13 protein-coding genes are annotated in these 13,883 nt (G+C 55.4%); 4 read left to right on the top strand and 9 right to left on the bottom strand.

The genetic code is table 11. From position 1 onward, the window contains the following. Positions 1-2: 2 nt before the first annotated feature. Positions 3-2,420, top strand: a complete 2,418-nt coding sequence (gyrB, locus tag Q6A51_RS04370) for a DNA topoisomerase (ATP-hydrolyzing) subunit B (RefSeq protein ID WP_201019662.1) — start codon at positions 3-5, stop codon at positions 2,418-2,420. A gap of 126 nt (positions 2,421-2,546) precedes the next feature. On the opposite strand, the gene Q6A51_RS04365 is transcribed toward gyrB, so the two are convergent. Beyond that, positions 2,547-2,756: a hypothetical protein gene (locus tag Q6A51_RS04365; protein ID WP_201000827.1), complete on the bottom strand. Its 210-nt coding sequence runs from the start codon at positions 2,754-2,756 to the stop codon at positions 2,547-2,549. A gap of 175 nt (positions 2,757-2,931) precedes the next feature. Between Q6A51_RS04365 and Q6A51_RS27335 the strand changes: the two genes are divergently transcribed. Next, positions 2,932-3,396 (top strand): GNAT family N-acetyltransferase, encoded by a 465-nt coding sequence (locus Q6A51_RS27335; RefSeq protein ID WP_322791242.1) that lies wholly within the window; start codon positions 2,932-2,934, stop codon positions 3,394-3,396. A 60-nt stretch (positions 3,397-3,456) separates the two neighbouring features. On the opposite strand, the gene Q6A51_RS04355 is transcribed toward Q6A51_RS27335, so the two are convergent. The 5 genes from Q6A51_RS04355 to glyQ all read right to left on the bottom strand — a co-directional run bounded on the left by Q6A51_RS04355 (position 3,457) and on the right by glyQ (position 8,816). Continuing rightward, complete coding sequence (locus Q6A51_RS04355) at positions 3,457-4,224, bottom strand: hypothetical protein (protein ID WP_201000829.1); 768 nt, start codon at positions 4,222-4,224, stop codon at positions 3,457-3,459. A gap of 206 nt (positions 4,225-4,430) precedes the next feature. Next, positions 4,431-5,201 (bottom strand): lysophospholipid acyltransferase family protein, encoded by a 771-nt coding sequence (locus Q6A51_RS04350; RefSeq protein WP_304574203.1) that lies wholly within the window; start codon positions 5,199-5,201, stop codon positions 4,431-4,433. A gap of 60 nt (positions 5,202-5,261) precedes the next feature. Further along, positions 5,262-5,807: a D-glycero-beta-D-manno-heptose 1,7-bisphosphate 7-phosphatase gene (gene gmhB / locus Q6A51_RS04345; RefSeq protein ID WP_201019665.1), complete on the bottom strand. Its 546-nt coding sequence runs from the start codon at positions 5,805-5,807 to the stop codon at positions 5,262-5,264. Positions 5,808-5,817: 10 nt separating this feature from the next. After that, positions 5,818-7,872: a glycine--tRNA ligase subunit beta gene (gene glyS, locus Q6A51_RS04340; RefSeq protein WP_201019666.1), complete on the bottom strand. Its 2,055-nt coding sequence runs from the start codon at positions 7,870-7,872 to the stop codon at positions 5,818-5,820. Then, positions 7,869-8,816 carry a glycine--tRNA ligase subunit alpha gene (gene glyQ / locus Q6A51_RS04335; protein ID WP_122315186.1) on the bottom strand — a complete coding sequence of 316 codons (948 nt, stop codon included), beginning with the start codon at positions 8,814-8,816 and terminating at the stop codon, positions 7,869-7,871. Before glyQ ends, glyS begins: the two co-directional genes overlap by 4 nt. 79 nt (positions 8,817-8,895) lie before the next feature. Between glyQ and Q6A51_RS04330 the strand changes: the two genes are divergently transcribed. Further along, entirely contained in the window at positions 8,896-9,465 is a 570-nt protein-coding gene (locus tag Q6A51_RS04330; RefSeq protein ID WP_201019667.1) for a DNA-3-methyladenine glycosylase I, read from the top strand. Positions 9,466-9,487: 22 nt separating this feature from the next. Here Q6A51_RS04330 and Q6A51_RS04325 read toward each other — a convergent pair whose 3' ends face one another. The 3 genes from Q6A51_RS04325 to Q6A51_RS04315 are packed head-to-tail and all read right to left on the bottom strand — an operon-like array spanning position 9,488 to position 12,627. After that, a complete protein-coding gene (locus tag Q6A51_RS04325) occupies positions 9,488-10,159 on the bottom strand; it encodes a DUF2931 family protein (protein WP_201019668.1) in 672 nt (223 codons plus the stop codon). Further along, entirely contained in the window at positions 10,146-10,805 is a 660-nt protein-coding gene (locus Q6A51_RS04320; RefSeq protein WP_201019669.1) for a DUF2931 family protein, read from the bottom strand. Before Q6A51_RS04320 ends, Q6A51_RS04325 begins: the two co-directional genes overlap by 14 nt. After that, the gene (locus tag Q6A51_RS04315; protein ID WP_304574202.1) at positions 10,798-12,627 is read right to left on the bottom strand and encodes a DUF2235 domain-containing protein; all 1,830 of its coding nucleotides are present in this window, start codon (positions 12,625-12,627) and stop codon (positions 10,798-10,800) included. Before Q6A51_RS04315 ends, Q6A51_RS04320 begins: the two co-directional genes overlap by 8 nt. A gap of 285 nt (positions 12,628-12,912) precedes the next feature. On the opposite strand from Q6A51_RS04315, the gene Q6A51_RS04310 reads away from it, so the two are divergent. Next, positions 12,913-13,800: a lysophospholipid acyltransferase gene (locus Q6A51_RS04310; RefSeq protein ID WP_201019671.1), complete on the top strand. Its 888-nt coding sequence runs from the start codon at positions 12,913-12,915 to the stop codon at positions 13,798-13,800. Positions 13,801-13,883 lie beyond the last annotated feature (83 nt).

The raw sequence follows: 13,883 nt of genomic DNA, 5'->3' as shown, positions 1-13,883 counted from the left end.
GCATGAGCGAAAACCAAACGTACGACTCGTCCAGCATTAAAGTGCTGAAAGGACTTGATGCCGTACGCAAGCGTCCCGGAATGTACATCGGTGATACAGACGATGGCAGCGGTCTACACCATATGGTGTTCGAGGTGGTTGATAACTCGATCGACGAAGCTTTGGCTGGCCACTGCGACGATATCAGCATCACCATCCATCTAGACGAATCCATTACTGTGCGCGACAACGGCCGCGGTATTCCGGTTGACGTGCATAAAGAAGAAGGCGTTTCGGCGGCAGAGGTCATCATGACCGTGCTCCACGCTGGCGGTAAATTTGATGACAACTCCTACAAGGTATCCGGCGGCCTGCACGGTGTAGGTGTTTCTGTTGTTAACGCCCTCTCGGAAGTTCTGCAACTGACTGTACGTCGTAGCGGAAAAATCTGGGAGCAAACCTACGTTCACGGTGTTCCACAGGAGCCCATGAAAATCGTTGGTGAGAGCGATAGCACGGGTACGCAGATTCACTTCAAGCCTTCCGCCGACACCTTCAAGAACATCCACTTCAGCTGGGACATCCTGGCCAAGCGGATTCGTGAGCTTTCATTCCTGAACTCCGGCGTAGGTATCTTCCTCAAGGATGAGCGCAGTGGTAAGGAAGAGCTGTTCAAGTATGAAGGTGGTCTGCGTGCTTTCGTTGAGTATCTGAACACCAACAAGACAGCGGTCAACCAGGTCTTCCACTTCAACGTCCAGCGTGACGATGGTGTGGGTGTCGAGGTTGCCTTGCAGTGGAACGACAGCTTCAACGAGAACCTGTTGTGCTTCACCAACAACATTCCTCAGCGCGATGGCGGTACTCACCTTGTTGGTTTCCGCTCGGCACTGACTCGTAACCTGAACAACTATATAGAACAGGAAGGCCTGGCCAAGAAGCACAAAGTCGCCACAACCGGTGACGATGCGCGTGAAGGTCTGACTGCGATTATTTCGGTGAAGGTGCCGGATCCCAAGTTCAGCTCGCAGACCAAGGACAAGCTGGTATCGTCCGAAGTCAAAACCGCAGTCGAGCAAGAGATGGGTAAATACTTCTCTGACTTCCTGCTGGAAAACCCGAACGAAGCCAAGGCTGTCGTTGGCAAGATGCTCGATGCTGCACGGGCTCGTGAAGCTGCGCGCAAGGCCCGTGAGATGACTCGCCGCAAAGGCGCTCTGGATATTGCTGGCCTGCCGGGCAAACTCGCCGACTGCCAGGAAAAAGACCCTGCCCTTTCCGAACTGTACCTCGTGGAAGGGGACTCTGCTGGCGGTTCAGCCAAGCAGGGGCGTAACCGTAAAACCCAGGCGATCCTGCCTCTGAAGGGTAAGATCCTCAACGTCGAGAAAGCACGTTTCGACAAGATGATCTCTTCCCAGGAAGTGGGCACCTTGATCACCGCCTTGGGCTGTGGCATCGGCCGCGAAGAGTACAACATCGACAAACTGCGTTATCACAACATCATCATCATGACCGATGCTGACGTCGACGGTTCGCACATCCGTACCCTGCTGCTGACCTTCTTCTTCCGTCAGTTGCCAGAGCTGGTCGAGCGTGGCTACATCTACATCGCTCAGCCACCGTTGTACAAGGTCAAGAAAGGCAAGCAAGAGCAGTACATCAAAGACGACGATGCCATGGAAGAGTACATGACCCAGTCGGCTCTGGAAGATGCCAGCCTGCACCTGAACGAATCGGCTCCTGGTATCTCCGGTGAAGCACTGGAGCGCCTGGTAAACGATTTCCGTATGGTCATGAAGACCCTCAAGCGCCTCTCGCGTCTGTATCCTCAGGAACTGACCGAGCACTTCGTTTACCTGCCACCTGTCACGCTCGAGCAACTGTCTGACCATGCCGGCATGCAAGCCTGGCTGGCCAAGTTCGATGAGCGTCTGCGTGCGGGTGAGAAGTCGGGTCTGGTGTACAAGGCCAGCCTGCGTGAAGATCGTGAACGTAACGTATGGCTGCCAGAGGTTGAACTGATCTCTCACGGCCTGTCGAACTACGTCACCTTCAACCGCGACTTCTTCGGCAGCAACGACTACAAGACCGTCACTGCCCTGGGCGCACAAATCAGCTCTCTGCTGGAAGAAGGCGCCTATGTGCAACGTGGCGAGCGCAAGAAGCCAGTCACCGAGTTCAAGGACGCCCTCGCCTGGCTGATGGCCGAAAGCACCAAGCGCCACACTATCCAGCGCTATAAAGGTCTGGGCGAAATGAACCCCGATCAGCTCTGGGAAACCACCATGGACCCAAGCGTGCGCCGCATGCTGAAGGTCACGATCGAAGACGCAATCGCAGCCGACCAGATCTTCAACACCCTCATGGGTGATGCGGTCGAGCCTCGTCGCGACTTCATCGAGAGCAATGCGTTGGCAGTTTCCAACCTGGATTTCTAAGGTTGTTGTAGCTGCAAGTGGGCGTGTTTTTATCGTCCTGTAAAAAACCCAGCCGAGTGCTGGGTTTTTTTATGGATTACATTTGATTGTGCGCTTGCTCAATCGAGCATACCTGCAGTTCGATCTTTATCTTACGGCCTCAAACTGTGCCAATGCCGCCATCATCGCAATTAGCGAAATGGCAATTCCGATACCCATTGTCCAGTCGGATTCCGGGCGTGTGGAAAACCAGGCGTTTTTGGACGGGTACTTTCCTAGCGTGATGAGTTTTACCACAGGCCAGCCGATGGGGTAAAAGATGGCACGGAAAACGAACTCAAACAGCTCTTCTATCATGCCAAGCGATCCTTGAGACTCTAAAAATTAGCGTTGTTATTACGCGATCGGTTTCCTGCAGAATACCGCCAACTCGATGTAACTTCACTTATCCGTAGTGGCTGATGAGCCCTGGTAAGTTGACGAATTAACCGTGACTTTCTGCACAGCGTGAGCCGTTGCTGCTGCCGTATCCGTGAATCCCTACCTTAGAAACCCATTTGCCTCGGTGATTCGATTGACCACTTATTCATGCCTGCTGAAGACGCCCTCTCTTCAGACTTATCAAGCGCTTCGTATTGGCTCTGGCCTCAGTGCAAAGACCGAAGAGGCATCGGTACGGGGCTTACCCAATACTCTCTTTGCTGTGCAGATACTTCATGGGGCACTCCCGGTTGGGATGGGACGAGTCATTGGTGACGGGGGATGTTTCTTTCAAGTGGTGGACATTGCCGTCCTTAGGGAGCACCAAGGCAATGGTCTAGGGAAACGCATCATGACCGAAATTATGAAATACATTGAAGCCACCGTTCCTGAAAGCGGCTACGTCAGTCTCATTGCGGATGGTCAGGCACAAGACCTCTATGCGCAGTTCGGTTTTGTACACACCGCACCCCGTTCTGTGGGGATGGCATACAGAAGACCCCAGGCGGACGTTTAAATCAGGAGCACTCAGATAAAGCAGACGTTCGAGTGATCGATTCACCACTCGAATCTTTGGTTAAAGTGAAATACCGATACCGACTATCAGTATCGCGGCAACAAGCCCTAGTGAACGTAGCCACTCTCCCAGTTCCCGCTCTTCCCCCTTACTGATTTCAAAAGCACCTGCTGCAGCCACCATGAGGAATAACGCCATGAACCAGAGCAGCAAGCCCCAGCCATAGCTATAACTCAAAGCATTGTCCCAAAAGAAAGTGATCGTATTGAGCGATAGCATTAGCGCCAGAAAAGCGGGTCCTGTCGTGCTTTGTGAGGATTGCAGCCTTAGAAAACTGATGAGAAAGAGAGGGTTTGCATACCAGGCAAATTGAAATCGCAATGGCCCGATCCATCCGCTAGTCAGTAGGTTCCATCCCATGGTGATTTTATGACCATGTTTGATTGCTACCGGAAAAAACAGCGAAACTATCCAGAGAACAAGTGCCGCTTTCGATAACGCCTCACTTGAAAGAGCGCCATCCAATGATTGGTGGCCAGGCTTTCTTGCTCTCCATATGAAGGGAATTAGCAGACCCGTGTAAAAGCACAAGGTTGAAAAGACGCGATCTCCCTGTTCACTGGGGCTGACATATCCTATGGATAAAGCGACCACTGCACCCCCTGCAAGAATCCAGTAGGCATACTCTGCAAACTCCTTGATGACAGGAGAGTTGTGCAGTTGGATCAATTGCTTTATCAGCGTCAGTACAAGGATCAATAAATATCCGAGCACTCCTCCCCAAAACAGAGAATTGCTTCCAGAGCCTAAAAGCATCACTTCTTTCATTTGCCGTCCTTGTCGATTCAGAGGTGAGTCAGAGCTTGCGTTGCGCCCACTAAAAAGCCGACCCTCAAGGTCGGCTTTCTATCTACTCGCAAAACTTATGCACGTTTTTAGCTCATTAATCAGCTTCAGAAATAAGCAGCTAAATTAATGACTTAGCCGATTTTTTTGAAGGTTTCGCAAAAATGGTGCACAGGTTATCCACAAAATCAGACTTCAGCTTTCTCGGTGCTCGAGACAGGTGCAACGTCTGACCCAAGGGACTTCTGCGTGGCTTCGTTCCAGGCCTGGACGCGGTCGTTGAGCGCTGCAATGGCGCGAGGGCCGGTGCCTTCGGCGTACATGGGTTCACCGATGACGACCTGGATAGTACCCGGCTTTTTCGCCCAGCCTTCTTTCGGCCAGTACTTGCCAGCGTTATGCGCTACAGGCAGCACGGGCAGTTCGGCATTGACGGCCAGTGCGGTGCCGCCACGGGAGAACTTGCCAACCTGACCGAACGGGACTCGGGTGCCTTCCGGGAAGATCAGTACCCAGATGCCGTCCTTGAGCAATTCGTCACCCTTCTTGGCGATTTGCTTGAGTGCGGCCTTGGGGTTTTCGCGATCAATCGCGATAGGACGCAGCATGGCCATGGCCCAGCCGAAGAACGGCACGTACAGCAACTCACGCTTGAGCACCTGGCTCAGGGGCTCGAAGTAGGCCGAAAGGAAGAAGGTTTCCCAAGTGCTCTGGTGGTTGGAGATGATCACGCAAGGTGTCTTTGGAACGTTGTGCGCGCCGGTCACTTCCACGTGAATATTCAGAAACACGCGGGTCAGCCAGATAGCGCAGCGGCACCAGTAGACATTGATGAACCGGTAGCGAGCCTTGAATGGCAGAAAAGGCGCAATGAAGAAACTCAGTGTGCACCACAGCAGAGAGCTGGTGCCTAGCAACAGGTAAAAGAAAAAGGTCCTGATTGCCTGCATGATCGACATAGTTGCTTTTACCGTACGGGCAGGTGCCCGCTCATTCAGCGTACCGTTGAACCTGAGGGATTACAGCGAAACGCTATTGTGGATAAGTTCTGCGGCAACTGCCGCCAGATCGTCAAAAATCAAAGTGCCGGCCGGCACCGTACCGTCCATTGTCCTGCGGCCTTTACCGGTCATTACCAGAACTGGTTGAGCATCGACGGCCAAAGCGGCCTGCAGGTCACCCTTGCTGTCGCCCACGAACCATAAACCTTTCAGGTCTGCTGCGTAATGATTGGCGATGGTCTGCAGCATGCCCGGTTTGGGCTTGCGGCAGTCACAACCTTGATCCGGCCCATGCGGGCAATAAACGATCAAGCCAACCTCGCCACCCTGCCCTGCCACCAGCTCGCGCAAGCGCGCATGCATGGCATCCAGAGTCGCCAGATCGTAATAACCTCGGGCAATGCCGGACTGGTTGGTGGCAATTGCCACCGTCCAGCCGGCCTTGCTCAATGCTGCGATGGCCTCGATCGAGCCTGGAATGGGAATCCACTCCTCCACCGACTTTATGTAAGCGTCGGAGTCATGGTTGATGACTCCGTCCCGATCGAGAATCAGCAGCTTCACTCTCTATTCCTCAACCCAGCAGCGAGATATCGGCAACGCCGAGGAACAGGCCGCGCAGACGTGCCAGCAATGCATAACGGTTGGCGCGCACGTTGGCGTCGTCAGCGTTGACCATCACTGCCTCGAAGAACGCATCCACAGGCTCGCGCAGAGTTGCCAGGCGTGCCAGGGATTCGCTGTACTGACGCTCGGCTGCCATTGGCTGGACCGCGTGGTCTGCCTGTTGAATGGCCGAGTACAGGGAGAACTCGTTGGCGTTGTCGAAATACTTGGGCTCGACGGTCTGGGCGATGTTGCCCTCGGCCTTGCTCAAGAGGTTCGATACGCGCTTGTTCACCGCTGCCAGCGCCGCTGCCTGTGGCAACTTGCGGAATGCCTGTACGGCCTGGACCCGTTGATCGAAGTCCAGAGCAGAACCTGGCTGCAAGGCACGAACCGACAGATAAACCGCAACTTCGACGCCTTCGTCTTCATAACGCGCACGCAGGCGGTCGAAGATGAATTCCAGCACTTGATCGGACAGACCAGCGGCCTTGACCTTGGCACCGAACTGGTTGACCGCGAACTTGACGGTCTCGATCAGATCCAGATCCAGCTTCTTGTCGATCAGGATGCGCAGGATACCCAGCGCTGCACGGCGCAATGCGTACGGGTCTTTACTGCCGGTTGGCAGCATGCCGATACCGAAGATACCGACCAGAGTGTCGAGCTTGTCGGCAATGGCCACGGCAGCGCCGGTCAAGGTGGTAGGCAGCTCTGCGCCTGCACCGCGAGGCATGTATTGCTCGTTGAGTGCCAGTGCGACGTCTTCTGCTTCACCATCAGCCTTGGCGTAGTAGTAACCGGCAATGCCTTGCATTTCCGGGAACTCGCCGACCATCTCGGTCGCCAGGTCGCACTTGGAAAGAATACCGGCACGTGCTGCACGCTGAGCGTCGCCGCCAATGCGTGGCGCGATGAATGCCGCCAGCTTGGAAACACGTTCGGCCTTGTCGAAGACGCTGCCCAACTGAGCCTGGAATACAACATTCTTCAGGCGATCGTTGAAGGTTTCCAGCTTCTGCTTCTTGTCCTGCTTGAAGAAGAACTCGGCATCGGTCAGACGTGGACGAACCACTTTCTCGTTACCGGCGATGATCTGTGCCGGGTCCTTGCTCTCGATGTTGGCAACCGTGATGAAGCGCGGCAGCAACTTGCCTTCGCTGTCCAGCAGGCAGAAATACTTCTGGTTGTCCTGCATGGTAGTGATCAGGGCTTCCTGAGGAACCTCAAGGAAACGCTCTTCAAACGAACAGACCAGCGGAACCGGCCACTCGACCAGACCTGCCACTTCGTCCAGCAGGCTTGGAGGCACGATAGCGGTGCCTTCCTGTTGGGCGGCCAGCTCGTCGACGCGCTTGCTGATGATCTGGCGACGTTCGTTGAAGTCGGCCAGTACATGAGCTGCCCGCAGGTCGCTGAGGTAGCTGGCAGGCGAAGAAATACGCACGTCTTCCGGGTGATGGAAGCGGTGACCGCGAGAATGACGGCCTGCGCTCTGAGCCAGGATCGTGCAGTCGATCACTTGCTCGCCCAGCAGCATGACCAGCCATTGGGTCGGACGCACGAACTCTTCCTTGCGGGCACCCCAACGCATGCGTTTGGCGATTGGCAGGTCGTTCAGCGAGTCTTCGACGATGGTCGGCAGCAGCGTGGCTGTCGGCTTGCCGATGATGCTCTGGCTGTAGCGCAGCTTGGGGCCGCTCTGATCTATTTCACTCAGATCGACGCCGCACTTCTTGGCGAAGCCCAGTGCTGCCTGAGTCGGGTTGCCTTCGGCGTCGAAAGCGGCCTGACGAGGTGGACCATCCAGATTGACGCTGCGATCCGGTTGTTGCGTGGCCAGACCGGTGATCAACACAGCCAGACGACGCGGCGCAGCGTAAACCTGCTTGGCACTGTAGGTCAGGCCAGCGGTTTGCAGGCCTTTCTCTATACCTGCCAGAAATGCATCGCCCAGGGAACTGAGGGTCTTGGGTGGCAGTTCTTCGGTGCCCAGTTCGACCAGAAAATCTTGAGCACTCATTGTGCAGCCTCCAGCTTAGCCAACACTTCATCGCGTAGATCGGGCGGTGCCATCGGGAAGCCAAGTTTGGCCCGGGCTTGCAGGTAGCTCTGGGCAACAGAGCGGGCAAGCGTGCGCACACGCAGGATGTACTGCTGGCGCGCAGTCACGGAAATAGCCCGGCGCGCATCCAGAAGGTTGAAGGTGTGCGAGGCCTTGAGGACCATTTCATAGCTTGGCAATGGCAGCTCAAGCTCGATCAGGCGTGCGGCTTCGCTTTCATAGAAGTCGAACAGCTCGAACAGTTTTTCAACGTTGGCGTGCTCGAAGTTATAGGTCGATTGCTCCACTTCGTTCTGATGGAACACATCGCCGTAAGTCACTTTGCCGAACGGACCGTCAGCCCAGACCAGATCGTAGACCGAGTCCACGCCCTGCTGGTACATGGCCAGACGTTCCAGGCCGTAGGTGATTTCGCCGGTCACCGGGTAGCACTCAAGACCACCGACTTGCTGGAAGTAGGTGAACTGCGAGACTTCCATGCCGTTGAGCCAGATTTCCCAGCCCAGGCCCCAGGCGCCCAGAGTTGGCGATTCCCAGTTGTCTTCGACGAAACGGACGTCATGCACCAGCGGGTCGAGGCCGATGTGCTTGAGCGAGCCCAGGTACAGTTCCTGGAAGTTGTCCGGGTTCGGTTTCAGGATGACCTGGAACTGATAGTAATGCTGCAGGCGGTTCGGGTTTTCGCCGTAACGGCCGTCAGTCGGGCGACGGCTTGGTTGTACGTAAGCGGCGTTCCAGGTTTCCGGGCCTACGGCGCGCAGAAACGTGGCGGTGTGGAAAGTGCCGGCGCCTACTTCCATATCGTAGGGCTGAAGTACCACGCAACCTTGTTCTGCCCAGTATTGCTGGAGGGCGAGGATCAAGTCTTGGAAGGTACGCACGGCTGGCGTAGGCTGGCTCACAAAATTCACCTGTGCTGGGCTGCGATTTAAAGAGCGGGAGTATACCCGATTCGGCTGCACGTCCACCCTTGGAAGGCCTATGACTCGCTGCTTTTGGTGCAATGAAGACCCTATTTACATCGCTTATCACGATCAGGAATGGGGAGTGCCGCTGCGCGATGCGCAGAAGCTCTTCGAGTTACTTTTACTCGAAGGGTTCCAGGCCGGTCTGTCATGGATCACGGTTTTGAAAAAACGCGCGCGATATCGCGAAGTCATGTTCGGCTTTGACGTCCATCGCATCGCCGCGATGACCGACGCCGAGATTGAAGTGTTGATGCAGGAACCGGGCATCATCCGCAACCGCCTCAAACTCAACGCGGCCCGCCGCAATGCCCAGGCCTGGTTGAAACTGGACGACCCGGTCGGGTTTCTCTGGTCGTTTGTCGGAGGGCAGCAGAAGGTCAACCACTTCAAGGACCGCAGCCAGGTCCCGGCCATCACGCCAGAAGCCGAAGCCATGAGCAAGGCCTTGAAGAAAGCCGGCTTCACCTTCGTTGGTCCGACCATTTGCTACGCCTATATGCAATCGAGCGGCATGGTCATGGACCATACCGTGGATTGTGACCGATACGCCGTGCTCGCTCCCGCGTCAGGGCAAGGTGCTTAGGGCTTTTAGCAGACTGCCCCTTTCACCACGAGTCATAGGGGATACCGAACTTGTCGATGTAGGCTTGGGATTCTGGCTCCAGCTCAAATGCATAACGCCCGTTGGTTCGTCCCAGATCCGGGCCTTTTTTAAATATCGTGCCTTGTACACGGCTGACTTCAATCGGGCCAAGGCATGTCCCTCTGATCCATGTTTTGGCGATTCCACCGGGCGCTAAACCAATAGCCAAATTTTCCCGATAATCAGTTATCCATTCATTGCTTGCCTTGCAGTAGGTTTTTCCTCCCTCACGCATGGCTTGCCGAATAGACTCCGGAATTTCAATGTAGGCCTGATAGGTTTGAGGTTCTGCCAGAGACTGCCATCGAACATAGATAAAACGCGGCAGATCGGCTCCCGTGACTTGCTTTCCCGACCCCGCACCGGCGCGTTTAGGCCAGCCGTTCGGGTTTCCTTTCATGTTGGGAGGCGTCTGGATTGCTGCCAGCCCGCTCATGGCACGTTTGAACCAGCGGTCTTGCATATCCACTACATCAGCGGTTTCGATCCAGACTTCCATGTAATCGGGAGCAAAAAAGCCCAGTCGCCAAGAGTCATACGGCAGTTTGGCCCCATAGCTATTGGTGCCGCTGCATCCCAAAAGCAGCATTGCCAGAGCCAGGACGACTAGAGTATTCCTTTCACCACGATTCATAGGGGATGCCGAACTTGTCGATGTAGGCTTGGGATTCTGGGTTTGGGTTGCGATAGTAATAGCCCCCTGATGCACCTCCATGTGGGCCTTTTTTGACTATGGTGCCTTGTACGCGGCTGACTTCAATGGGGCCAAGGCATGTCCCGCTGATCCATGTTTTGGCGATTCCACCTGGCGCTAGACCAATAGCCAAATTTTCCCGATAGTCAGTGATCCATTCATTGCTTGCCTCGCAGTAGGTTTTTCCTCCTTCACGCATGGCTTGTCGAATGGCATCTGGAATCTCAATGTAGGCCTGATAAGTCTGAGGTTCTGCCAGGGACTGCCATCTGACATAGATAAAGCGCGGCAGATCGGCCCCCGTGACTTGCTTTCCCGATCCCGCACCGGCGCGTATTGGCCAGCCTTTAGGGTTTCCTTTCAGATGGGGAGGAGTCTGGATTGCTGCCAATCCGCTCATGGCGCGTTTGAACCAGCGGTCTTGCATATCCACTACGTCAGCGGTTTCGATCCAGACCTCCATGTAGTCGGGAACAAAAAAACCGAGTCGCCAAGAGTCATACGGCAGCTTGGCCCCATAGTTGCCGCTGCAACTGCTGATCAGCAAAGCAGCAATCAATACTACCGATACCTGAAGCTTATTCATTGGCATGCACCACACGCTTGTAGTCGTCCGTGGGCCGGTTGATGAACACCACGTCCAGATCACTGCTGTTCCAGTTTTTCATGGCATTCCAGTTGGCGGAAAAATGGATGTAACGATGCAGCAGCATGGCTTCCTCTGATCGGGTTAAATTCAGAGCAGAACCGTTTCCCAGGACAAACGCCTGGATTTTTTTCAGGACAGGAAGCAGCTCGGCAGGCAGCGCCACTGAAGATGTTTCTGCCAGCTTTTGGAAGGGGACTTGGTGACGCAACCCCAGCTCACGCATCACACGCAGATAAACCTTCGATAAATCACCGTCCACTTCCCGGTCGATTCTGGCGGCCACATAGACCCGTTTTTCCGGGTATAGCGCATCGCGACTATGGGGTTGCCTTACTGACCAGATTGCCGGCTTGAATTTGATGCCCTGTTCGATCAGGCGATTGAGCAATGGGTCGGTGGTGCGCAATGTCTGGCGGTAGGCCGATGAGTTTTCGTCGGGTGTATCCAGGCGCTCAAGGCTGCTCACCGGTTTACTGAGCAGCAGCCTTTCACGGGTGCGAGGCAGGTAACCTCCGCCAATATCCGAGTGGGAGCCAGGCAGGACAATGTCGTTGCCAGTGCGGGTCAGGGCAAAGTTCAGGCGGTATTCATCCCTTGCCACAAACTGCACGATCTTGCGTGCGGCGCTGGTCGGTAAACCCAGATCCAGGCCAGGGTTATGGGCGTTGCCCGGGCTGAAATCGCCTGCCAGCGGTGAGACGATCCCGGCCACGGTGTCGAACAGGCCGATGAAGTTGAGTGTTATATCGTGCTGTCTGCGCCATGCAAAATCTTCGATCAGCATGGTTGTTGGCAGGGCTTTGGCCAAAAGGCTTTGGGAGCCTTTCAGTACGTTATTGGCAAAATGTCGGGCTGCTGCTGCACCTCGGCTGAAACCGAAAATATCTACTTCAATGCGTCTGATTTTGAGGTTCGGGTTTTTTTCTTTAAGCCTGCGCATGCTTGAGAAAATTAGCGTTTGAGTCTGTTCAACCCGCGCCAAAACCCCCGTCTCCCCACGCCCACTCCCCTGGCTATACAGCGAATCAGTGCCACCACTGATTGTGCCGATGCCTTCGATGTAAACCTTCAAGGCCGCCTCTTCGGCGTCCGAGTCAATGGTGATATCCGCCTGATCCCGATACAAATCATAAAGCCGGGCAATATTGCTGGTGTCATTGCCGTAACTGTTGTCAGGCGAGCTGCCGTTACCGTCATAACCATGCTCTGCGCAGAATCGACGAACCTCTTCGGCCATGTCCTGCAAGTTGACGTCGCGTGCCATGCATCCGGCAACGCTTTCGCTGTTTGACTGGTTATTGCCGGTACCATCGAAAAACACGCCAAGTCGCAGGGTAATCAACTGTTCCTGCTCGACCTCCTCCTCTTCTTCCTCTATTTCCAGAGGTTTGTCCTTGCTAGAACGGTCTTGCGTAGCCGATGCGTCAAAGCCGTAGAGGGGGGTGATTACAGATCGGAAAGCCTGCCGGGCATGAGCGTCCGGCCATCCATAGGTGGCGGTAAGAACCGAGGGAATCAGCCTGGCGCTGCAGGGGCAAGTGCTTGAGCTATGAAATGTGCCGGCCAGCAAAAGCCCCTGGCTGTGCATCCACGGGATACCGCCGGTGATGCGATAGGTCTTGCCGCTCGCTCCGCAGGTCACCCGATCACCTGTACGGGAGCGGGCGAGACCGCACATGCTCAAACGATGGTCGCCCTCCAGAACCCTGCCGCCACAGGTGGTCTGGTCACCCAGGCCAATGAAATGCCCTTTCTCCATTGCGTTGCCTGTCCCTGCTCGATATTCGCCTCCATGCGGTTATTCGGATGTCTGGGAGAGGATGGATAAAAAAGAGGGACGCCATCGGGTAGCGGCCCGAAGTACGTTGTCAGTCGATTAGGTGAAATGAGTAGGCCGATAACTACAGCCATCGGCTACATGCAGCACTGCTGATGCGTGCTCAGAGCTTGCAAGCATTGGCATTCGGGGTGGTTTACTGCGATCAATACGCAGCCAATGGCGCTGGCGGTTACAATGCCTGCCTCAAGAGTTTGGGAGTGATCTGTGGATAAGTTCAAAGGTGCCATGATTGTCGGGGCGTTGCGGTTGTTTGCTCTGTTGCCCTGGCGTGCCGTGCAATGGGTCGGCACTTCGATTGGCTGGTTGATGTGGAAGCTTCCTAACCGTTCCCGTGAAGTGGCGCGGATCAACCTGTCCAAGTGCTTTCCTGAGTTGAACAAGGCCGAGCTTGACCGATTGGTAGGCCGCAGCCTGATGGATATCGGCAAGACCCTGACGGAAAGCGCCTGCGCCTGGATCTGGCCTGCCCAGAAGTCCATCGATCTGGTGCGTGAAGTCGAAGGCCTCGATGTGCTCAAGGATGCCCTCGCTTCCGGCAAGGGCGTGGTCGGCATCACCAGCCACCTGGGTAACTGGGAAGTGCTCAACCACTTCTATTGCAGCCAGTGCAAACCGATCATTTTCTATCGCCCGCCCAAGCTGAAAGCGGTGGACGAACTGCTGCGCAAGCAGCGGGTGCAGTTGGGCAACCGTGTGGCGGCCTCGACCAAGGAAGGCATCCTCAGCGTCATCAAGGAAGTGCGCAAAGGGGGCTCGGTAGGGATTCCTGCTGATCCGGAGCCGGCAGAGTCGGCCGGTATCTTCGTGCCTTTCTGCGGTACCCAGGCTCTGACCAGTAAGTTCGTGCCCAACATGCTGGCGGGCGGCAAGGCTGTTGGCGTATTTCTGCACGCCATGCGCCTGCCGGATGGCTCGGGTTACAAAGTGGTCCTGGAAGCTGCGCCCGAAGAGATGTACAGCACTGACACCGAAACCTCGGCGGCAGCCATGAGCAAAGTGGTCGAGAAATATGTGCGGGCTTACCCGAGCCAGTACATGTGGACCATGAAGCGCTTCAAGAAGCGGCCAGCGGGCGAAGCGCGCTGGTATTGAACAACGTGTGGGAGTAGCCGATCAGTTAAGGTCACTTTGTGGGAGGCAGCTTGCTGGCGACTTCAGCGTACAGACGCAGAATA

Origin of the sequence: Pseudomonas serbiensis (genome assembly GCF_030580745.1) — a bacterium.
Lineage (GTDB): Bacteria > Pseudomonadota > Gammaproteobacteria > Pseudomonadales > Pseudomonadaceae > Aquipseudomonas > Aquipseudomonas serbiensis.
The sequence above is the reverse complement of the archived record's forward strand: the minus strand, read 5'-3'. Positions and strand labels throughout refer to the sequence as shown.

Excerpts from the sequence above, each read along its gene's own strand:
- gyrB (WP_201019662.1), top strand. The coding sequence starts at position 3 with ATGAGCGAAAACCAAACGTACGACTCGTCCAGCATTAAAGTGCTGAAA.
- Q6A51_RS04365 (WP_201000827.1), bottom strand. The coding sequence starts at position 2,756 with ATGATAGAAGAGCTGTTTGAGTTCGTTTTCCGTGCCATCTTTTACCCC.
- Q6A51_RS04355 (WP_201000829.1), bottom strand. The coding sequence starts at position 4,224 with ATGAAAGAAGTGATGCTTTTAGGCTCTGGAAGCAATTCTCTGTTTTGG.
- Q6A51_RS04350 (WP_304574203.1), bottom strand. The coding sequence starts at position 5,201 with ATGTCGATCATGCAGGCAATCAGGACCTTTTTCTTTTACCTGTTGCTA.
- glyS (WP_201019666.1), bottom strand. The coding sequence starts at position 7,872 with ATGAGTGCTCAAGATTTTCTGGTCGAACTGGGCACCGAAGAACTGCCA.
- Q6A51_RS04330 (WP_201019667.1), top strand. The coding sequence starts at position 8,896 with ATGACTCGCTGCTTTTGGTGCAATGAAGACCCTATTTACATCGCTTAT.
- Q6A51_RS04325 (WP_201019668.1), bottom strand. The coding sequence starts at position 10,159 with ATGAATCGTGGTGAAAGGAATACTCTAGTCGTCCTGGCTCTGGCAATG.
- Q6A51_RS04320 (WP_201019669.1), bottom strand. The coding sequence starts at position 10,805 with ATGAATAAGCTTCAGGTATCGGTAGTATTGATTGCTGCTTTGCTGATC.
- Q6A51_RS04315 (WP_304574202.1), bottom strand. The coding sequence starts at position 12,627 with ATGGAGAAAGGGCATTTCATTGGCCTGGGTGACCAGACCACCTGTGGC.